A 20,234-nucleotide genomic window follows, 5' to 3' on the forward strand; every position below is an offset into this window, starting at 1 on the left:
GTATGTGGGGTAAGATTCAGGAGAAGTTCGAGAAGTATCCCTCCCAGATAGCAGTTGCGAAGGAGTTCCTGAAGCTCGGCATTGCGGTGAGGAACGGCAAGACCTACTGCGGGGACATAGAGCTCGTGCCGACGAAGATTGCCGAGGCCGTGGGGGTGGACAGGAAGGTTGTGGTGATGGCGATCCAGAACATAGAGAGCGACGAGGAGCTCAAGAGGGTTTTCTCCTCGCTAAGGCCGGTGGCCTACATAGCCGATGTGGCAAGGATTCTCGGCTTCGGGGTGCTGGAGGTCTACGCGGAGAGCCAGAAGCCCGGGATAGTGGCGAGCATAACGGGAATTCTGGCGAGGGAGGGGATATCGATAAGGTACATGCTCGCCGAAGACCCTGAGCTTAGCGTTGAGAGCAAGCTTACCATAGTGACGGAGACCAAGATACCGGGAAGGCTTGTGGACGAATTCCTGAACGTTCCCGGGGTGGAGAAGATAGTCATCAGCTGATTACCACCTCTCCCTCCAGAACGATGGGATGAAGAGGGAGAGGACCGTGAAAAGCTCAAGCCTGCCGATCCACATGTTGAACGCGAGTATGAGCTTTGCTGTAGCGGAGAGGGAGGAGTAGCTCTCCGCCGCACCCACCGCTCCCAGCCCCGGACCGACGTTGTTTATTGTTGCCGAGACAGCCGAGATTGAGGAGATCATGTCGAGCCCCGTCAGGGACACGAGGAACGTGGAGAGGACGAATATGAGCACGTAAAGGGTGAAAAACGCGGTTATGTTGTGGAGTGTCTCCTTGTCAACGACCTCATCATTCAGCCTGACTATTCTGGCAGTCCTCGGCTCGGCGCTCTTGAGAATCTGCCCGAGGGAGTAGACTGTCAGCAGGTATATCCTGACAACCTTTATTCCTCCACCTGTAGAGCCAGTCGAGCCGCCAACGAACATGAGCATAAGGAGCAGGAGTCTGGCGGAGTCGCTCCACGTGTCGAAGTCGAAGGTCGTGTAGCCCGTGGTGGTCATTATGCTCGCCACCTGAAAGAAGGAGTACCTGAGAGACTCGCCCAGCTCGAACCTCTCGAGGTTTATCGCGGTCATTATTGCCCCTGCCAGAAGCAGGATTGCCATGTAGAACCTGAACTCTGTATCTCTCAGAAACTTGGTCTGCCCCTTGAGCAGGAGGTATATCAGCACGAAGTTCATGCCTCCGAGGATCATGAAGATGAAGATGACGAACTCTATCGCCGGGCTGTTGAAGTACGCAATGCTCTCGGTGTGGGTGGAGAAACCTCCGGTGGAGAGGGTGGTGAAGGTGTGGTTCACAGCATCGTAGAGGCTCATCCCGAGGATGTACAGCAGGACGATCTCGAGCACGGTGAGAAGCATGTACGTGGCGTACAGCCTGAGGGCAGTGTCCTTCAGCCTCGGCTTGATCTTCTCCACCTTCAAGCCCGGAACCTCGGCCTGAAGGAGGGTCTCGCTCTTCTTCGCGAGGGTGGGGAATATGGCGACGAACAGCACCACTATCCCCATCCCGCCCAGCCACTGGGTGAGGCTCCTCCACAGCAGGAGGGACTTGGGAAGGTCCTCTATGCGGTCTATTATCGTGGCCCCAGTGGTCGTGAACCCGGACATGGCCTCGAAGAACGCATCCACAGGAGAGATGCTGTAGTACACGTAGGGGATGCTCCCCGCGATGGCAATAAGGAGCCAGCCGATGCCGACTATGGCGTAGCCCTCCTTGTACTTCGCCACATCGCTCTCGGGCTTGGAGATCACGTAGACAATGCTTCCCAGAAAGGCGCACACCGCCATTGGGATTGCGAACGCGTAGACATCTTCATGGTAGCGTATCGCAGCTGCGAGCGGGATTGTAAAGACGAGCGAGAAGTAGAGCACTATCTGGGACAGGTAGTTCACAACGAGCCTTGTGTTCATGCTCTCAGCCTTTTCTCCACCTCGTCAACGTTCTCCCACGTTGTGAGAACGTAAAGCAGGTCTCCCCTGTGGATCACCGTGTCCCCCTTCACGACCTCGATCTCCCCATCCCTCTTCACTGCGGCTATGATGGTGTTCTCCGGGAGCTTGATGCTCGCAACCCTCTTCCTGTCAATTCCGCTCTCTATCTCGATGACCACTATTCCCTCCTTTATCTCGCCGACCGCCCTTATCTTCATCATCCGGAGGATCTTCATTACCTCAAGGTACGTGGACTTTCTTGGAGAGAGTGCAGCATCCACACCGACCTTCTCGAACAGCGGGGCGTACTCCTTCTTGTCCACCCTGACGAACGCCTTCTTCGCCCCAAGGCTCTTTCCGAGGAGGGCGACCAGCAGGTTCTTCTCGTCGCTGTCCGTCGTGGCTATTATGACGTCCGCCTTTCCAACCTCCTCCTCCATCATCAGGTTCATGTCAGTTCCATCCCCAATGATCACCTTCGTCCTCCTGAGAACCTTCAGCGCCTTCTCAGCCGTCTTCTCGTCCCTCTCTATCAGCTTTATGTGGAGGTTGGCCTTCTCGAGGAGCTTGGCCGTGTAAATGCCGACAGTCCCCGCCCCCACTATGACCACGTTCCTCACGACCTGCTCCCCTATCAGGTTCCTGATAGCCTGTATCCCCTCCACCTTTCCGAAGACCGCGAGCTTGTCGCCCGGCTCTATTGTCGCATCCCCCCTCGGCACAATTATCTTGTCCCCTCTGTGTATCGCGGCCACTATCACGTTCTTCGGGAAGCCCACCTCTGCTATTCTCTTCCCCGCCACTGGAGAGGTCTCCTTGACCACCATCTCGACCAGCATTATGTCTTCAAGCTCGGCAAACTCTATGGAGCCGGGAATCGTGACGAGCTTGGCGAAGTCTGATGCAAGAACGAGTTCGGGGCAGACGAGAACGTCATACCCAATGGGGTGGTTCCTTATGACCGGCCTGTCAGCATACTCCGGGTTACCCACCCTCGCTATGACCGTCCTCACCCCCAGCTTCTTCGCGGCAAGGGCTGAAAGCAGGTTGACCTCATCATTGCCGGTGACGGCTATGAACATGTCCGCCCTGTCTATCCCCGCCTTTCTGAGAATCTGAACGTTTGCCGCATTGCCCCGGATAACCTCAACGTTCAGCTTGTCCATCTCATTCGCTTTGCCCTCGTCGACCTCTATCACTGTGACGTCATACCTCTCAGCGAGTTCCTTCGCGATGCTGTAGCCAACCTCTCCGGAGCCGGCGACGATTATCCTCATTTCGCTCCACCCTCGAACAACTTTGCTATTAAAATACTTATCTCGTACATCACAACGACAGCCGACAGCACGATGATCTGGGTGATCCCCGTTATGTCCAAGGACACGTTTGTGGCGAGGATGAAGACCGCTATGTAGATTATCAGCCTCTTGTCCCTCAGCCACTTGGACGTGATGAGGCCGAGCTTCGCAGCTATGGCCGCAACAACAGGGATCTGGAAGGCAAGCCCAACTGAGAGGGCAAGCTTAACGGAGTTCTGCAGGGACTTCCTGACGGACAGGTAGGGCTCTGCCCCGAAGTACTCCACCACCGTCGTGCTGTAGAGCTTGGGCAGGATCACGAAGTAGGAGAACGCCACTCCAAGCACGAAGACGAGGTATGAGAAGGGGAGGAAGATTTTGAGAAACCTCCTCTCGTGGGGGTAGAGGCCGGGCTTCATGAACAGGTATATCTGGTAGATGATCCAGGGGTAGGTTACGAAGAATGAGAGAAACGCTGAGGCGAGGATCCTCGTTATCATGTACTCCGTGGGCGAGTAAACAACCATCTCCTTTCCCGGAAACAGGTCGTTCCAGATGTAGGTGATCACCTGATCCGACTTCAGGAATATCAGGCCGAGGACGAGGAAAAAGGGGGCGAACCCCTTGATAACCCTGTCTCTCAGCTCGGCTATGTGCTCCCTGAGTTCCATGTCCCTGTCCTCGGGGGGTTGCACAGCCCGGATTTGTGCACGGGAAATAAAACTGTTCCGTAGCTTGCAAGGAAAATGATTTATCCTGCCCTGACAACTCACCTTCGATGCATCTCACCAAGGAGGAGGAGAGACTTCTCGAGAGCGACAACGAGACCGTCAGAAAGTGCATGGAGATCCTTGTGGCTCTTGGGGAGATATACGGGGCTGAGAGGCTTGTTGAGATCAGGTCGGCCCAGATATCCGGGATATCCTATGACAACATTGGAGATGCGGGCCTTGAGTGGCTCGAGAGCCTGAAGGCTAAGGTCGTCGTCAGGGCGTATGCCAACCCCGCAGGGCTCGACACTGTCAGGTGGAGGGAGATGGGCATCGACAGCGAGTTTTACGAGAAGCAGATGAGGATCATAAGAGCCCTTGACGGGCTGGGCGTTGAGATCACGCTCACTTGCACCCCCTACTACCTCGACACCCCTTCTTTCGGAGACCATCTGGCCTGGGCGGAGAGCTCTGCTGTCGTTTACGCCAACTCGGTTATCGGTGCGAGGACGAACAGGGAGAGCGGGATATCCGCCCTCGCTGCGGCGATAATCGGGAAGACCCCGATGTACGGGCTTCACCTGAAAGAGAACAGGGCACCTCAGATCAGGGTCATCGTCGAGGAGGGCGTGAACCCTGCGATGGCGGGATATCATGCGGGAAAGCTGATTGGAGGTAAGATTCCGCTCGTGGAGTTTCCGGAGAGGCTGAGCAGGGACGAGCTGAAGTGGTTTGGAGCAAGTCTTGCGGCGAGCGGTGGGGCGGGGATGTTCCACGCAAAGGAGCTCACCCCCGAGTGGGACAGCTTCGAGATCCCAGAGGAGAGCGTTGTGGTGGAAAAGGGGGACGTGGACTCGGGCTGCGAGCCGGACTTGGTGGCAATAGGCTGTCCCCACACGTCCGCAGAGGAGCTCCGAACAGTCTACAGCCTTCTGCGGAAGTACGGTAAGGTGAGGAGGGAGATGTGGATTTTCAGCTCGAGGAGGGTTATAGAGCAGAACAGGGAGCTCGTCGAGAAAATAGAGGAGATGGGGGCCAAGGTGTTTGCGGACACGTGCATGGTCGTCTCTCCAGCCTCTTCGAGGTTCGAGTGCGTCATGGTGAACAGCGGGAAGGCTTTTGAGTACCTGCCGAAGCTGAGGGGAGTAAATGCGAGGTTCGGCGATCTTGAGGAGTGCGTGAGGTGGGCGACGAGATGAGGTTCAGGGCGAGAGTGATCTCGAGGGGCTATGCTGAGGGAGAGGCGATAGTCTCGAGGAAGCCCGTCTCGTTCCTTGGTGACGTTGATCCCGAGAGCGGGGTGATCAGGGACAGGGAGAGCGACATCTTTGGAGAGAGTGTTGCGGGCAAAATCTTCGTGTTTCCGGAGGGGAGGGGCTCGACCGTTGGAACCTACACCCTCCTCAGGATGAAGAAGGCCGGTTGTGCTCCGGCAGGGATAGTTATGGTGAGGAGCGAGGCAATCGTGGCAGTCGGGGCGATAATCGCCGGAATTCCGCTGGTCGATATGCCTGAAGCTGACGTGCTCGAAGTGATTGAGAGTGGAGACCACGTCAGGGTGTTTGCCGAGAGGGAAGGGTGGGTTGAAGTTGAGAAGCGTTGATGAGAGCACACTCTCCAGATTCTTCCACGTGTACTACAAGGAGGCTCAGGGGGACGTGGTTAGGTACTACGTGATGCCCCTCGTAAGCCTGAACGACCCGAACCTGCAGCTCTTCCTTCAGGAGCTCTCCGCTGACTACGACGTCAGGGTGTACAGCAGGTACGGGGAAATCGTCCTCGAGGTCAAGCCGAGGAGGGAGAGCCACAGGCTCAACGTCATCCTATTCATCCTGACTTTCCTGAGCGTGACGTTCACCGGGAGCATGTTCTACGGCTCGTTCGATCTCTTCCTCGGCCTGCAGTTTGCCGTGGCGGTCATGTTCGTCCTCGGCAGCCACGAGATGGGGCACTTCCTCGCGTCGAAGAGGTGGGGGATGAAGGCCTCGCTCCCCTACTTCATCCCCTTTCCAACGATAATCGGCACGCTCGGTGCGATAATCAAGCAGAGGGGGGTGATAAAGAACCGAAAGGCCCTCATGGAGATCGGCGCGTCCGGGCCTCTCGCTGGCATAGTGGCCTCCATCTTCGTCACCTATCTCGGGCTGAGGATGAGCGTGCCCGTCGCCCCTGAGAGGGTTGAGGGTGCGATCCTCCTCGGAGAGCCGCTGCTCTTCAGGTTTGTTGCAAGTCTTGCAGGCTTTGACGGTCAGTTCATCCATCCTGTTGCATTCGCCGGCTGGGTCGGGATGTTCATCACCGCCCTCAACCTCATACCGGTTGGCCAGCTTGATGGAGGGCACGTGATGAGGGCAATGATCGGTGAGAGGGCCGAGGTTGTTTCGAGAATCTTCCCGTTCGTGCTCCTCGGCATAGGGTTTGTTTTCAGGGAGTCGGGAGTGTGGTTCTTCTGGGGACTCCTCACCCTGTTCTTCTCCATGCAGAGGCATCCAAAGCCTGCAGACGACTCTCCGCTGCCTGCGAGCCACGTTTTGCTTGGGGTGCTGACATTTGCAATTGGCGTGCTGTGCTTTACGCCGGTACCCTTCACGATCGCGGAAAGTTTATAACATCACAATTAAATATGGTGAAACCGGTGAGGTGGCAGGAGAAGTTTGTTGCCGTGCTGGACTCAACGCTCGAGTACATAAGGAACGAGAGGATCGCTGCGGTCCTTGTCCCGATCGTCCTCTCAGATGAGCCGGAGATCGTCATGATAAAGAGGAAGAAGACCCTCAGCAGGAGCGCGGGCCACATAGCCTTTCCCGGTGGTATGAGGGATGAGGACGAGACGCCACTCGAAACGGCTCTGAGAGAGGCGGAAGAGGAGATCGGCGTCAGGGCAGAGGATGTTGAGGTTCTCGGGTTTCTGACGCCCAAGGAGGTTGTGGAGCACAGGATAAAGATTCACCCGGTTGTGGGTGTGATATTCTCCAAGGACTTCGTCAGGAACGATTACGAGGTTGAGAGGATACTGGTGGACAGGCTGGAGTTCGTGCTGAAGTCGAGGAGAATCGCGGACTGGGGGCCCAACTTCGAGTGTGCGGGAGAGCTGGTGTGGGGGGCGTCGAGCAGGATAATCGACGACCTGTACATGAGGATTCTGGACAGGTTCGGGAGCATAGATTCCTTTTTTCAGCGGTAGACTTGCGTTTGGAAAGTGATTTAAATAACCGTTCAGAAGTCAAATCGAATGAAGCTCCTTACCATAGGCACAGGGAGGGCGAGCAGGATAGCTGACATCTTTGCCAGCAAGGGGGCGAGGGTGAACAACGTCAACCTCTTCAAGACCTTCGCGATCGTCCAGTCCATTGATTCCCTCAAGAGTTTGAGGCACGTTGAGGACAAGAGGAGGTTTTACGCGGTTTACAGGGACGGTGAGGTGGACGTAAGGAGCGCGTTCAACAACATCCTCTCCTTTAACGAGCTCTTCGAAGCTTCCTTCATAATCTGCGACCTTCAGGACGACTTCTCCTACTACACGACCCTGAGGCTTGCGGAGGAACTCTACAGGACGACCGAGGAGCCAAAGCTGTGCCTCGCCCTCGCACCCCCCCTCGAGAGCGCTGAAAACGTGAACCTGACGTTCATGCGCGTCAAGTCTCTCCTCAAAGCGTATGACAGCCTGTTCCTCTTCGAGACAAGGGACGGCTTCGAGGATGTGCTCGTCAAGGCGTTCAACGTCCTGTCGCTGGTGGGAGAGATCGACGTGAGGAGGAGGGTGAGCGGGGAGGTTGTTGTCGACACAAGCGACTTCCTGAACTCCCTGTCGAGGGAGGGCGTAACGGTGGTTGCGTTCAACAGGGAGGTTCTGCCCCTCAAGATCCTCAGGAGGCTGAAGAGGAAGAGCTACAGCGAAACGGTGGCTGAGAGGACTGAGAGGATGGTGAGGATGTTCGACTCCTCTCTCCTCAACACGAGCGCGAGGGGGGAGCTGAAGTCGGCAAAGAAGGCCCTGATCGTCTTCTCGGGCGACCCGGACGAGATAACGATGGATGGGATATTCGAGTGCATAAAGGCTGTGGAGAGGATGAATCCCGACATACTGGTGAGGTATGGCGACTATCCTGTTCCAAATGCAAGGGAGCTGAACGTGGTGGTGCTGTTCTCTGGAATAAAGAAGTTCAGGTTATGATCTCCGCTCCGCTCTCCCTAACCACCACTGTATGCTCTGCCTGACTCACAAGTCCCTTCTTGACCTCCGTGAGCACCGGGTATGCCCTGAGCACACCATCCCTCACGAGCTTTGAGATTATGATTTCCCTCGGGTTGGAGAGCCACCTCTTGGCGAACGGAAGGGTTCTGTACTTCTCAACCTCTGCCAGAAGCTCCCTCGCCATCTTCATCCTCACCGGCCTTGCGGAGACGACGGAGTATATCTCCACCTCCCTCCTGTCCGTGACCTTCCCGGCCCCGTTGGTTATGAAAGGCTCTATCGCGAACACCATCCCCTCCTCGATCCTTACACCCTTCTCAACCCTGTAGTTGTAGATTGTGGGTGGCGCGTGGGCTATGTAGGGCAGAAATCCGTGGCCAGTGAGGTTGTAGACGGGCTTGAAGCCGAACTCCTTCGCCGTGCTCTCTATCGCCTCTCCGATCTCTGCGGTCGAGATTCCGGGCTCTATCACCTCTATCGCCCTCTCGAGCGCAATCTCCGCGCATTTAACGAGGTCCTCGTTGTCGCCCAAGTCCACCGTAATGGCGGTGTCGGCTATGTAGCCGTCAATGTGCGCCCCAATGTCGATTTTCACCACATCTCCTTCCCTGAACACCCTCTCGTCGTTCTTTGAGGGGGTGCAGTGTGCGGCATCTGCGTTCAGGGATATGTTGCAGGGGAACGCTGGCTGGGCTCCGAGCTCCACTATCCTGCTCTCAACGAATTCTGCGACCTCGAGCATCTTCACTCCCGGCTTCACGAGCTTTACCGCCTCCTCCTTAACCTGTCTGAGAATCCTTCCAGCCTCGATATGCTTCTCGATCATCTTACCAGCCTCACCCAGTCGTCGTACTTGGTCAGAATCTCGCAGCCACCCTTCTTAACCACTACGGTGTCCTCCACCCTCACCCCACCAACGTCCTCGTAGTACAGTCCCGGCTCTATGGTTATGACCATCCCGGCTTTGAGCTCATCTCCACCCTCGTAGACTCTCGGCTTCTCGTGCACCTCGAGGCCAACGCCGTGGCCGGTGGAGTGTATGAACCCCTCCCTTGCCTTCTGCCTGAGTGTCGAGTACCCGTATGACTCAATCACATCGCACACGGCATTGTGAACGTCTCCGGCTGACACACCCTCCCTGACCATTTCTATGGCCTTGCTCTTGGCCTCTATGCACGTGCTGAGCATCTCCTTCACCTCCTGACTCTCCTCGATGATCACAGTCCTCGTGAAGTCGGAGTAGTAGCCGGTCGTCCTGTTCTTCGGGAAGAGGTCGAATATGACGTGCCCCTTGATCTCCCCGTGTCCTATGTAGTGGGGGTCAGCACTCCTCTTTCCGCCGGCTATTATCGTGTCCTCCGCGAGATACCCCTTTCCGTAGAGGTAGCTCTCAACCGCCATCCTCAGGGAGTCGGAGTCCCTGTCCTTCCTGAGGAGCTTTAGGAAGTGCTCGAACGCCTCTATTATCGCCCTGCTCGTTTCTGCTATGTGCTCTATCTCCTTCCCGGTCTTCACGGCCCTCATGTCTGAGTAGGGGTTCTCCACAACCTCAACGCTAATGTGCTCCGCTATCCTCTCGTACAGGAATGCTGGGAACTCTTCCGGAACGAGAACCTTTCTGGCGTGGTGGGTTTTGAGGAGTTCGATCACGGTCTCAACAAGAGCCTCCTTCGGCTTCACGCCCTCCCTGATCTTCTCGTAGTATCCGAGATCATTGAGCGAGGCGATCTCCCTGACCCTGCTCTCCCTCTCGGCCCTCTTCTTCTCCATCTCGTGGACGACGAGCAGCTCTGTGCCATCGTCTCCGATCATGTAGAACGCTGGGTCTGGAATCCTGAACCTTGTGGCGTAGTAAAAGTTGGGGTCTCTTGAGCTTGCGTACATTATGAAGAACTGAGCGCCTTTATCTGAAAGCAGTGACTGGATCATGCTCAGGAATAGGTGAGGAGGGTTATAAACTTTCGGTAGGTTGATTTTAGGCGCTCATCTCCCAGATAACCGAAAGGAGTGCGGTGGAAGGTGGAATGAGCGGTAATTCTCCTCTCACCTCTCTCCGCCTCACAACACCACCAAAAAATTGATAAACAGGGTAATGTGCTTAAAGGGTTGAGGGCCGGTAGCTTAGCCAGGCAGAGCACGGGACTCTTAATCCCGGTGTCGGGGGTTCAAATCCCCTCCGGCCCGTGCTAATACACTTTCGCTCATAAGTGTTTTCAGATTTTTTGTGGGAGGAGATTTCTGAAAATTTGTTAAAAAACTGACTCTATGTCACAAAACAATGACTTCTGAATGCCTCCTTGAAGAAACAAGCTCAAAGACAAGATGTCACTCAAATTGTTTCAGCTGAGATTATCACAAAATTTCGAACCATGAAAAACTTAGCAAAAAATCTATCAAACTCTTTCTATCTGGAAAATCAGTAAGTTTTCGAGAGAATTTCCGTTAAATACTTTTCAAGTATGTAAATCCTCTCAATTGTGTTTATTTCTGGAGATTTTTTCTTTGGATCTTTAAAATTGAACAGCTTGAAGTAATCTCTTGCATGCGCAATCAATCTTGTTCTCTTCAAGCTTTTGAGAATTCTGTCAAGGGTTTTGCTTAGCGATCTTTTATATATTCCTACATCCGTATGGGGCCCATCAAGCTCATGCTCGTATCGTTCGCGTTCAATCCTGAATGATGATTTCGGAGGATTTTTGCTAAGCTCTCTAACCTTCAGGATATGGTATTGTAAAGCTCAAGCTTCTCTTTTATAGTTTTTGTCTTATTGTTTCTAATTATTTTTCCTGTTAACAATTGTCTCACTTTTCTCCAATTTTTCTTTTGGTCATCTTCGAGGATTTCTGATTGGCATTTATAATTTGAATAGTTTGTAATAAAGGTAACAAGAATTTTTGATCATAAAGGAAAAGTTATCAAAAATCTTTTATACCAGAGCAAAAATAGCGAGAGATTTGAAATATTATAAAGAGATCTTGAACCAGAGATTAATACACTAGATCGTAGAAGCTGGACTTGTTGAGGAAATTCTCAAAGGTACAGATTAATCCAAGAGGAAAGAAATTAGTAAGACTTCTTAATGCAACTGAAAAATACACTTCTACAACCATATCACAAAACGTATTTTGAATTTTTTGGCAAAAAAGAAGTGAGTGTGATTGATGAGGTTTCTGGGGAAACCAAGCACGGTGATTGATCTTTATCATAAGCAATGTAGTCAGATCGCTGGGTATTGATGTGGACACCCGTAAAGACAGACATGTAAATGCTGCAAAGCCTGAGATCGATCTTGCAAAGGTCTTTATCAGGAATCCGAGTAAAATGCTGCAAGAAAGGCAAAACGGGCTCGTTCATTTCTTCCTTATCTTTGTCTTGTTATCTTCTTGGTTATTTAGTGTTTGTAGAGTGTCAGGAAGATTCAGGGGAATATTTCGAGCTGGGGAGCTTTTATGATATTACCTGTCATTCTCTGAACGACTGTGAGCAGGGCAAGGAGCAAACAGAAAGCTGAATAAACCGCTGTTTCTGCGCTCATTTTTTCAAGAGCACCAAAGGGAAAGGGTTTTTTCCTTCATGCTGTGTTTTTATGTTGTGTAGATAGAAAAAGCAGAAGAGAGAAGAGTGCAGAAGTTTTTTTGTATATTTATTGCTATGCTATCTCGTACTATAAACTTTATATTCACCAAAGCACCGTATTATTTTGTTGAGAATTGAATTAGTTTAGAAATTAGTTAGAGGTGTTTAAAGTATGAGGCATGACGACCCTAAAGATAACAAAGTCAAAAACTTAGAAAAGTCCTTGCTTGAATTTCACCTGAAGGGAAAAATAGATGATATTAAGGGAGGTGCATACGGGATTGTGTATATAGTAGACAAGGAGAGGGGATATCCAAGATGTGTTGCCTACAAAACTACAAAGGATGTTTATGATGAAGAAAAACTAAAAGCCTTTGTAAGGGAGGCAAAAATCTGGTTTGAGGTAAAAGGACATTCACTAATTCTAACACCATTTTATATAACATATTTCAAGAATCGGCCATTAATTTGTATGCCTTACTGTGAAAAGAGTTTGAGAGATTATTTGGAAGAAAGAGGAAAGTTAGATCCAATAGAAGCTTTAGTAATTGTCGCCCAATTACTTAAAGGACTAATTTTTGCCAAAAGTAAAGGTATTGAAGCTCATCAAGATTTGAAGCCAGAAAACATCTTACTGGAAGATTTAAGCAAAAAATTTGTTGATTGGCCACCGGAAGGTCTGGAGCCACTTAAATGGAAAGTTAGAATTGCCGATTTTGGATCAGCCAATGCATGGAGAGAACTTGGTAAACCAGGAGGAACAAAACCATATATGGCTCCGGAACAATGGAATGCAAAAAAAGAATATGATAAATATAAGCGAATAATTAATAGAAGTAAAAACTTTTCAAAAGTAGATGTATTTGCAGTAGGTATTATTTTGTATGAGTTACTTACAGGCAAACATCCAGTAGGTGTAAGGATATCTGATGTTTGGCCTGAACCTAGGGAAGGTTTCTCGAAGCGATGGAAAAAAGATGATAAATGGAAAAAATGGGCTAAATCTCCTGATAAGGATATTAAGGTTGGGGATAATGAGCTAAGTATAGAATTAGAAGAATTTATCAAACAGATGTTATGTGAGAACAGTAATGAACGAATCTCTATTGAGCAAGCTTTTGATAAAACTATGTATATTTTACGTAAAATAAATAAGCCTATAGCTAATCAACTCGAACTGCTATTTGAATACTATGACAGCTTGGCAAGATACTGCGAAGATAGGGATTGGTTACGTTCTCTTGCTCAAATTACTCAACTTCCAGAACAGTTAGACGTTGTAATCGAACAACTTTTGGAGGAAATATCTAAAGTAGAAAAACACATAGATTCGTCAAGTAAAGCAGTATACTTTTGTGAACTTTGTTATATAACTTCCAATTTACTTTTAAAGCGACAAAAGCTAGGTGATGATGTAAAGGTCAAAGATTTAGCCGAGAAGATAATATTAACTGCTGTTAAATGGAAAACAGAGATTAAAACCTATCACAAATACCCAGAATTAAAGTTTAAGGGATTTCCCATAATCACTACACCATCTTTTAGAGACTTTGAAATTTATGCTGAACTAATAGGTTACAGTAGAAAACTTTTAGAAAAAGTGCAAGGAGAAAAAGAAACTAAAAAAATTTTTGAAAAATTAGATAACTACACAAAATCAGCATATTTCTATAGTATAGCATCTGAATACCATTTTAGAGGATTACATGAAGAAGCCATAAAGACATTAGATAAATGTATTGAACTAAATCCCAAAGAAGCAGTATTCTACTACATGAAAGCATTATGGACTGATCAATATCTTCGTATGATGGATCTTTTAGAAAAAGAATTAAATGGTGAGAAAAGGAGAATTATAGAGAAATCTATACTTGAAAACGTTAAGATGGCTATTCAAATTGCGCCCGATTGGAAAGAGCCTAAAGAATTTTATATTAAATTTCAAGAATTTCAGAAGAGTCACCGATAGCAAAAACTTATTTTTAAGAATTTTTAAGACTTGACTCTAGAATAGTGTAAGTAACCGGAATTATTTGCTCTGCTGAAAAATAAAAGGTTGAGGGTTTTAATCCCCGGTAGATTGATAAAACTGGGTGCAGATAAGTTCAACAGTTGTTATCCGGATTCGTAGAGAACAGAAACAATTGCTTTATCTCTTGCATTCTGGGCAGAGTTTATTACCTTCTTTATGTCCTCTTCTGTGAGAACTACTTCAGGCAGCTTTCTGTTTCTCGGTCCTGTACACTTTATCTAGGAAACGAGCTCTTCCTTTCCAAGCCACTTGAAGAATTCCTTGATCGAACGCTTGTAATCGTGCTTTGCCCATTCGGTAAACGGAGAGGTGTTTATCATCGCGATAACTCTCTTAAGATCATCCTCATTCGCTTTATCAAATCCTTTCCCAGCCATTCTGCTATTTTTCTCAGGATATAAGTGTACTTCTACTCTCTCCCGGCTTTAGGGTTATGTGCATGACCTGTGCGTGCTCGTTGTCGTACAGCTTTCTCACATCAACTCCGTGGGGGTTATCCTTAACCTCCTCGTCCTTCCAGTAGGTTATCCTCACGGCAAACACCTCAGCAGATCCTTCCTGCCTTCAGAACATCACGATTTTCCCTAAGATGTTCAGCCCAACAAATTTATGCAGGTGCGCCTGAATTCCAACGTGCATGTGATAGACACCTCGGTGATACTGCTGAGGAAGGCGGTGTACGAGGACATGGTGACAGTGCCGGAGGTGCTGGAGGAGGTCAGGGACGAGAGCTCCCGCCTGTATTTAGAGGTAATAGACCTCAGGGTGGAGGAGGCGAGGGAGGAGTTCATCAAAAGAGTCAGAAGAGCTGCAGAAGCCACGGGGGATGTTTACAAGCTGAGCGAGACGGACATGAAGCTCATCGCCAAGGCTTTGGAGCTCGGTGCTGTGATCGTCACGGACGACTACGCGATTCAGAACGTGGCCAAAAAGCTCGGACTGCGCTTTGAGGAAATAATTCAGCGCGGCATAGAAAAAGAATTTAAATGGATTCGTGTATGTAGGGGTTGTGGTAGAAAAACCCGCTACGAGATTTGTGAGGTTTGCGGGAGTGAGACGAGGCTGAAAAGGGTGGTGAAAAGATGAGCAAGATTGACGACCTGATGGAGAGGGCGAGGCAGCTCAAGGAGAAGGGGTTGACAACAGGGGAAATTGCTGACGAGCTCAACGTCTCGAGAGAGACCGCTCTCTGGCTCCTCACCAAGGCCAAGACCGAGAGGCCACCCTCAGACGTTTACGTCGAGATGAAGAGCGTTTCATCCTCATCCATGAGGCTCAGGGGGATGGCGAGGATTCTCGCGGACATGATAATCGAGCACGGCGATCCTGATGTGATCGTCGGCGTTGCAACCTCCGGAATCCCGGTCGCCACGATGGTTGCCGAGGAGCTCGGCTGCGAGCTCGCGATCTACTACCCAAGAAAGCTGAAGTGGGACGGGGAGGAGAGCCACGTAAGGGGGACCTTCAGCGAGAACTTCGCCAGCGTTGCGGGAAAGGCCTGCGTCATTGTTGATGACATAATCACGACGGGGAACACTGTTCTGGAAGTTGCCGAAAGCATCAGGAAGAGAGGAGGCAACGTTCTCGCCTCGGCCGTCCTCGTGGACAAGCGTAGTCAGGAGGATCTGAGTGGAATTCCCGTTCTCAGCGTTCTAAGGGTTTTCAGGCTGTAAAATGAAGGTTAGAATCCTCATCCCGGCCCTCAACGAGGAGGAGAGCATAGGCGACGTGATAGACGGATTCAGGAAGCTCGGCTACGACAACATTCTGGTGATAGACGGACACAGCACTGACAGGACGAGGGAGATTGCGAGGGAAAAAGGGGCCGAGGTGGTGGTTCAGAGCGGGAAGGGGAAGGGACAGGCGGTTCGCGAGGCCTTCGAGATTCTGGATGACGATGTTGTCGTGATGATCGACGCTGACGGAACGTATCTGCCTGAAGATGTTGAGCTCCTCCTCGAGCCGATCAGGAGGGGTGTGGCAGACCACGTTGTTGGGAACAGGCTGGTGAACTTTGAAAAAGGCGCTTTCACAAGGCTCAACCTTCTGGGGAACAGGATCATCAACTTCATTTTCCGCTTCTTTTACGGGGTGGAGCTCCACGACATACTTTCCGGCTACAGAGCTTTAACGAAGGAGGTTTACAAAACAGTAGAGCTCCAGAAAAGCGGGTTTGAGGTTGAAACGGAGCTAACTGTTGAGACGATAGCCAATGGGTTCAGGATGCTTGAGGTGCCCGTCAGGTACAGGAGGAGGGCCGGAAGAACCAAGCTCAGGCCGTTCTCGGATGGATACAGGATAATCTCAACCATCTACAGCCTCCTCGGCAGGTACAGCCCCGGGAGGTACTTCTACCTCCTCGGGACGATTATGGTCGCGCTTGGCTTTGTGGGAGGGCTATACGTCGTCTACGAGTGGTTCAGGAGGGTCTCCCACTTCCTGCTCGTCAACCTCGTCACCATGCTGATTGTGTCGGGGCTGCTCATAATCGCGGTTGGGCTATTAAGCGACTCCCTCTTCAGGATAAACGTTCAGCTCAAGAGAGAGCTCAGAGAAATCCGAAGGAGGTTAGAGGAGATTGAACGTAAGGGAGATTGAGGCGCTATTTGAGGAGAACCTGCACGAGCTGGGAAAGCGGGCCGACAGTCTGAATCGTGGCATCGCTACGTTCTCCATCAACAAGCACATCAACTACACCAATGTCTGCGTTTCCAAATGCCCGATCTGCGCGTACTACAGGACGGAAGGCTACGTGATGAGCGTGGATGAGGTTGTTGATTCCGCTCTGTCAGCGGTTTCGCTGGGGGCAAAGGAGCTCCACATAGTGGGCAGCCACAACCCGGAGATAGGGGTGGAGTACTTCGAGGAGATCTTCAGGAGGATAAAGGAGCGGGCTGGAAACGGGGTGGTGATAAAGGCGTTAACGGCCACGGAGGTCAGCTACTACGCCAGAAAGGAAGGGATGAGCGTAAGGGAGTTTCTCAGCAGGCTGAGGGATGCAGGGCTCGACATGATGCCCGGGGGAGGTGCGGAGATCCTCGTGGAGCGGGTGAGGAAAAGGATCTCCCCCCACAAGGCCGACTCGAGGGAGTGGCTCAGGGTAATGGAGATCGCTCACAGCCTCGGCATAAGGAGCAACGCCACCATGCTCTTCGGGCATGTGGAGTCCTACAGGGACAGGGCGGTGCACCTCTACAGGATCTGGAGGCTTCAGGAGAAGACTGGGGGCTTTCTGTCCTTCATTCCCTTAGTGTTTCATCCCGAGAACACCTCGTTCAGCCATCTAAGCAAAGCCAGTCCTCAGGACGTGCTGAAGACCATAGCCGTGTCGAGGATAGTGCTGTCGAACTTCAGGGGGATAAAGGCCTACTGGGTGATGCTCGGGGAGAAGCTGGCTCAGGTGGCCCTCAACTATGGAGCGAATGACGTGGACGGCACAGTCATGGGCGAGAGGATCGCCCACTCTGCAGGAGCGAAGACGCCGCTCGAGATGGCCAAGGAGAGGCTCGTGGAGCTCCTCAGGGGTGCTGGGAAGACTCCAGCTGAGAGGGATGCGTACTTCAACGTTCTGGAGGTTTACGAATGAGGGTCGGCAAGTTCGGGCTGGTGAACAACTTCCTCCCCTACTACCACCTCGAAAAGGAGGGGAGGTACGAGATCGTCGAGGACTCTCCCAAGAACCTCGCCAGAATGCTCCAGAGCGGTGAGATCGACTACGCTCCAGTCCCCTCATTCTTCTACCTCGCGAACCGGGACAGGCTTGAGGCCCACTCATTCTGCGTAGCTTCGGATGGAGAGGTGTACAGCGTCGTCGTGGTGTCGAAAAGGAAGAGGCTCGACGACTCCCCCATTGCCGTGACGACGAAGTCCGTCACCTCGGCGAGAATGCTGGAGATAATCGTGAGGGAGAAGGGGATGATAAACAGGCTCGTCCCCGCTGATGGCAGCTTTTTTGAAATGCTTGAGAGCTACGACCACGCCCTCGTAATCGGGGATGAGGCGATAAAGGCGAGGATGGTGTTCCGGGTTGTGATGGATATAGGAGAGGAGTGGAGGGAGATAACCGGCCTTCCGGCAGTTTTCGGGATCTCTGCATCTCAGAGGGGGAGAGGTGACGCGAGGTCTGTGGATGACGATCTGGTGAGCTCCTACAGAAAGGGAATGGAGACCCTCGACGAGGTAGTCGAGATTGCGAGCATGAAGTTCAGGATGCCTGCAGAGTTCCTGAGGGTTTACTTCTCCGAGCTCGTCCACGTTGCGGGAAAGAGGGAGTTGAGGAGCCTCGATGTCTTCGAGGAGATGTGTCATGAGCACGGACTACTTTGAAAAGAATTTGAGCGGAGAGGATCTCACGTTTAAAGAAGCCCTGCAGCTGTTTGAGCTGCCCCTGCAGGACGTGGGGCTGATAGCAGACAGGATAAGGAGGGAGAGGTGCGGAGACGTTGTTGGCTTTGTGATCGACAGGAACATAAACTACACCAACGTCTGCGTGTCCAAGTGCAAGTTCTGCGCCTTTTATGCCAGAGGTGAGGGGGATGCGTACCTCCTCAGCTATGAGGAGATACTGGACAAGGTGGGGGAAGCGGTCGAGCTCGGTGCCACCCAGATAATGCTTCAGGGCGGGATGAACCCGGAGCTCGGGATAGAGTGGTTCGAGGGGCTGTTCAGGGAGATAAAGAGGAGGTTCCGCGTTGATGTGCATAGCCTTTCCCCTCCGGAGATAATCTACCTCGCCAAGAAGGAGAGGGTCAGCGTCAGGGAGGTCATCTCAAGGCTCAGGAGCGCGGGCCTCGACTCCATCCCGGGGGGAGGGGCGGAGATACTCTCGGATGAGGTCAGGCTGAGGATAAGCAGCAAGGGAACGAGCGACGACTGGATAAGGGTGATGAGAACCGCCCACGAGCTTGGCATGAAAACCACGGCAACAATGATGTTCGGGCATGTGGAGGAGGACAGGCACATTGTGGAGCACCTCTTCAGGATAAGGGATCTGCAGAGGGAAACTGGAGGGTTCACGGCATTCATCCCTTGGAGCTTCCAGCCCGGAAACACGGAGCTCTACAGGGCTGTTAAGGAGCCGGCACCACCTGTAAGGTACCTGCAGATAGTCGCGATCTCCAGAATAGTTCTGCACAACATCAGGAACCTTCAGGTCTCGTGGCTCACTCAGGGAATGGACATCGCCACGCTCGCCCTCGACTTCGGTGCAAACGACTTTGGCGGTGTCATGCTGGAGGAAAACGTCGTCAGGGCGACGGGCAAACCCTTCACCCCGGCGAGGGTGGAGGAGATCGTGGGGAGGATAAGGTCTGCGGGCAGGGTTCCCGTGAGAAGGGACACGTACTACAACATCTTGGAGTACTACTGACCCCTCCTCTCCACAATTTTCTCCAGCTTCTCAGCTATTGCGAACGAGTGCTTCGACATTATGGCACCGGTAACGGAGGTGATGAGCACGGCTGTGGTTATCGCAGACACTATCCTCTCGTCTCCAAACGCGAACGCGAGGAACACAGAGAACTCTCCCCTCGCGATCGTGTCTATTCCTATCTCTATCCCGGACTTCCACGAGCCGAATACCCTCATCCCAGTGATGATCCCCGAGGTGACCTTTCCCACTATTGCCAAAGCGGAAAGGATGATGCCGAGAGTTACCGCCTCACCCGAGATCTCCGCCGTAACTCCGAAGAAGAAAAAGAATAGTATCAGGAACACATCCTTGAACGGAAGGATTATCTCCTCAACCCTCCTTATGCCTGAGAGCATCATTCCGAGCATGAGTGCGGCATAGGCAGCAGGAATGTGGAAGAACTCCTCGAACGCAAGCCCGAGCATCGCGAGCGAGAACGCGAGGAGGGCCGGAACCTCATCGTCCCGGCTGAAAACTCCAGCGGCATACTTGGGCGTGTAGTTGGAGAGGATGTAGATCGCGGCCGTGAAGACGGAGAGCTTTACCGCAAAGAGCAGCAGCGTGGATGGGTCGAGGCTGTTCAGGATGATCAGGATGGCTATGACTATGTCCTCGAAGACCATTATCCACACGACCGTCTCAGCTTCCCTCATTATGAGCTTCCTGTTCTCGATGAGGGACTGTATGACAATGGCCGAGCTGGAGATGTAGATTGCTGAGGCGAGCAGGAAGGACTGCTGGAACGAAAAGCCGGCAAGCATCGCGAAGATGAACGTTAGCGAGAAGTTCACGACGAAGTCGTATATTCCTGCCGAGACAATGGTTCTTCTCTTCTCTGAGATCTCCTTGGGGTTTATGTGAAGGCCTATGTAGAACAGGAGGAAGATGACCCCGATCTCGGCTATGCTCCTCGAGACCTCGTCTCCCCTAATCACCCCGAGCCCAGAGCTGCCGAGTAGAATTCCGACGATGATGTACGCGGGTATGGCTGGAAAGGAGATTCTCTTGGCTATCAGCGCAAGTACGGAGCAGATTATCCCAGCTATGACAAGATCCAT

21 protein-coding genes and 1 tRNA gene are annotated in these 20,234 nt (G+C 51.8%); 14 read left to right on the plus strand and 8 right to left on the minus strand.

Annotated features, from left to right (window positions below):
* Positions 1-2: 2 nt before the first annotated feature.
* The gene (locus GAH_RS04235) at positions 3-500 is read left to right on the plus strand and encodes an ACT domain-containing protein (protein ID WP_048094884.1); all 498 of its coding nucleotides are present in this window, start codon (positions 3-5) and stop codon (positions 498-500) included.
* Here GAH_RS04235 and GAH_RS04240 read toward each other — a convergent pair whose 3' ends face one another.
* Genes GAH_RS04240 through tatC form a run of 3 tightly spaced genes read right to left on the minus strand, consistent with a single transcriptional unit; the run spans position 501 to position 3,948 of the window.
* Positions 501-1,934 (minus strand): TrkH family potassium uptake protein, encoded by a 1,434-nt coding sequence (locus GAH_RS04240; protein WP_048094886.1) that lies wholly within the window; start codon positions 1,932-1,934, stop codon positions 501-503.
* On the minus strand, positions 1,931-3,232 hold the full coding sequence (gene trkA, locus GAH_RS04245; RefSeq protein WP_048094887.1) for a Trk system potassium transporter TrkA: 1,302 nt from the start codon (positions 3,230-3,232) through the stop codon (positions 1,931-1,933). The genes GAH_RS04240 and trkA overlap by 4 nt, the downstream gene beginning before the upstream one ends.
* Positions 3,229-3,948 (minus strand): twin-arginine translocase subunit TatC, encoded by a 720-nt coding sequence (tatC, locus tag GAH_RS04250; protein ID WP_048094888.1) that lies wholly within the window; start codon positions 3,946-3,948, stop codon positions 3,229-3,231. Before tatC ends, trkA begins: the two co-directional genes overlap by 4 nt.
* Positions 3,949-4,031: 83 nt before the next feature.
* Here tatC and GAH_RS04255 point away from each other — a divergent pair, with 83 nt between their 5' ends.
* The 5 genes from GAH_RS04255 to GAH_RS04275 are packed head-to-tail and all read left to right on the plus strand — an operon-like array spanning position 4,032 to position 8,137.
* A complete protein-coding gene (locus GAH_RS04255) occupies positions 4,032-5,162 on the plus strand; it encodes an aconitase X catalytic domain-containing protein (protein WP_048094889.1) in 1,131 nt (376 codons plus the stop codon).
* On the plus strand, positions 5,159-5,566 hold the full coding sequence (locus tag GAH_RS04260) for an aconitase X swivel domain-containing protein (RefSeq protein WP_048096740.1): 408 nt from the start codon (positions 5,159-5,161) through the stop codon (positions 5,564-5,566). Before GAH_RS04255 ends, GAH_RS04260 begins: the two co-directional genes overlap by 4 nt.
* Positions 5,547-6,572, plus strand: a complete 1,026-nt coding sequence (locus GAH_RS04265; RefSeq protein ID WP_245604088.1) for a site-2 protease family protein — start codon at positions 5,547-5,549, stop codon at positions 6,570-6,572. The genes GAH_RS04260 and GAH_RS04265 overlap by 20 nt, the downstream gene beginning before the upstream one ends.
* 26 nt (positions 6,573-6,598) lie before the next feature.
* Positions 6,599-7,147, plus strand: a complete 549-nt coding sequence (locus GAH_RS04270) for an NUDIX hydrolase (RefSeq protein WP_245604089.1) — start codon at positions 6,599-6,601, stop codon at positions 7,145-7,147.
* Positions 7,148-7,195: 48 nt separating this feature from the next.
* Entirely contained in the window at positions 7,196-8,137 is a 942-nt protein-coding gene (locus GAH_RS04275) for an FtsZ/tubulin family protein (protein ID WP_048094892.1), read from the plus strand.
* On the opposite strand, the gene map is transcribed toward GAH_RS04275, so the two are convergent.
* Positions 8,127-8,984, minus strand: a complete 858-nt coding sequence (gene map / locus GAH_RS04280; protein ID WP_048094894.1) for a type II methionyl aminopeptidase — start codon at positions 8,982-8,984, stop codon at positions 8,127-8,129. The genes GAH_RS04275 and map overlap by 11 nt on opposite strands.
* On the minus strand, positions 8,981-10,087 hold the full coding sequence (locus GAH_RS04285; protein WP_048094896.1) for a M24 family metallopeptidase: 1,107 nt from the start codon (positions 10,085-10,087) through the stop codon (positions 8,981-8,983). Before GAH_RS04285 ends, map begins: the two co-directional genes overlap by 4 nt.
* Positions 10,088-10,268: 181 nt before the next feature.
* Between GAH_RS04285 and GAH_RS04290 the strand changes: the two genes are divergently transcribed.
* Together GAH_RS04290 and GAH_RS10325 are read left to right on the plus strand one after the other, a co-directional pair.
* Positions 10,269-10,342, plus strand: a tRNA-Lys gene (locus GAH_RS04290).
* 1,564 nt (positions 10,343-11,906) lie between these two features.
* The gene (locus GAH_RS10325; protein WP_052747757.1) at positions 11,907-13,703 is read left to right on the plus strand and encodes a protein kinase domain-containing protein; all 1,797 of its coding nucleotides are present in this window, start codon (positions 11,907-11,909) and stop codon (positions 13,701-13,703) included.
* Between the two features lie 281 nt (positions 13,704-13,984).
* Here GAH_RS10325 and GAH_RS10670 read toward each other — a convergent pair whose 3' ends face one another.
* A complete protein-coding gene (locus tag GAH_RS10670) occupies positions 13,985-14,143 on the minus strand; it encodes a hypothetical protein (RefSeq protein WP_156967389.1) in 159 nt (52 codons plus the stop codon).
* A gap of 13 nt (positions 14,144-14,156) precedes the next feature.
* On the minus strand, positions 14,157-14,300 hold the full coding sequence (locus GAH_RS04300) for a cupin domain-containing protein (RefSeq protein ID WP_218915478.1): 144 nt from the start codon (positions 14,298-14,300) through the stop codon (positions 14,157-14,159).
* 99 nt (positions 14,301-14,399) lie between these two features.
* On the opposite strand from GAH_RS04300, the gene GAH_RS04305 reads away from it, so the two are divergent.
* From GAH_RS04305 to mqnC, 6 genes are read left to right on the plus strand one after another with little or no spacing between them, the layout of a single operon-like run.
* Positions 14,400-14,852, plus strand: a complete 453-nt coding sequence (locus tag GAH_RS04305) for an NOB1 family endonuclease (protein WP_048096744.1) — start codon at positions 14,400-14,402, stop codon at positions 14,850-14,852.
* Positions 14,849-15,439, plus strand: a complete 591-nt coding sequence (locus GAH_RS04310; protein WP_048094897.1) for an orotate phosphoribosyltransferase-like protein — start codon at positions 14,849-14,851, stop codon at positions 15,437-15,439. Before GAH_RS04305 ends, GAH_RS04310 begins: the two co-directional genes overlap by 4 nt.
* Before the next feature lies 1 nt (position 15,440).
* Complete coding sequence (aglJ, locus tag GAH_RS04315) at positions 15,441-16,364, plus strand: S-layer glycoprotein N-glycosyltransferase AglJ (RefSeq protein ID WP_048094898.1); 924 nt, start codon at positions 15,441-15,443, stop codon at positions 16,362-16,364.
* Complete coding sequence (locus GAH_RS04320) at positions 16,345-17,352, plus strand: radical SAM protein (RefSeq protein ID WP_048094899.1); 1,008 nt, start codon at positions 16,345-16,347, stop codon at positions 17,350-17,352. The genes aglJ and GAH_RS04320 overlap by 20 nt, the downstream gene beginning before the upstream one ends.
* Positions 17,349-18,092 (plus strand): menaquinone biosynthetic enzyme MqnA/MqnD family protein, encoded by a 744-nt coding sequence (locus tag GAH_RS04325; RefSeq protein ID WP_048094901.1) that lies wholly within the window; start codon positions 17,349-17,351, stop codon positions 18,090-18,092. The genes GAH_RS04320 and GAH_RS04325 overlap by 4 nt, the downstream gene beginning before the upstream one ends.
* Complete coding sequence (gene mqnC / locus GAH_RS04330) at positions 18,052-19,134, plus strand: cyclic dehypoxanthinyl futalosine synthase (protein ID WP_245604090.1); 1,083 nt, start codon at positions 18,052-18,054, stop codon at positions 19,132-19,134. Before GAH_RS04325 ends, mqnC begins: the two co-directional genes overlap by 41 nt.
* Here the strand turns inward: mqnC and GAH_RS04335 are convergent.
* Positions 19,128-20,234 (minus strand): cation:proton antiporter, encoded by a 1,107-nt coding sequence (locus GAH_RS04335; protein WP_048094906.1) that lies wholly within the window; start codon positions 20,232-20,234, stop codon positions 19,128-19,130. The two genes, mqnC and GAH_RS04335, sit on opposite strands and share 7 nt — an antisense overlap.

The sequence above is a fragment of the Geoglobus ahangari genome, from assembly GCF_001006045.1.
In the GTDB taxonomy this organism is placed as follows: Archaea; Halobacteriota; Archaeoglobi; order Archaeoglobales; family Archaeoglobaceae; genus Geoglobus; species Geoglobus ahangari.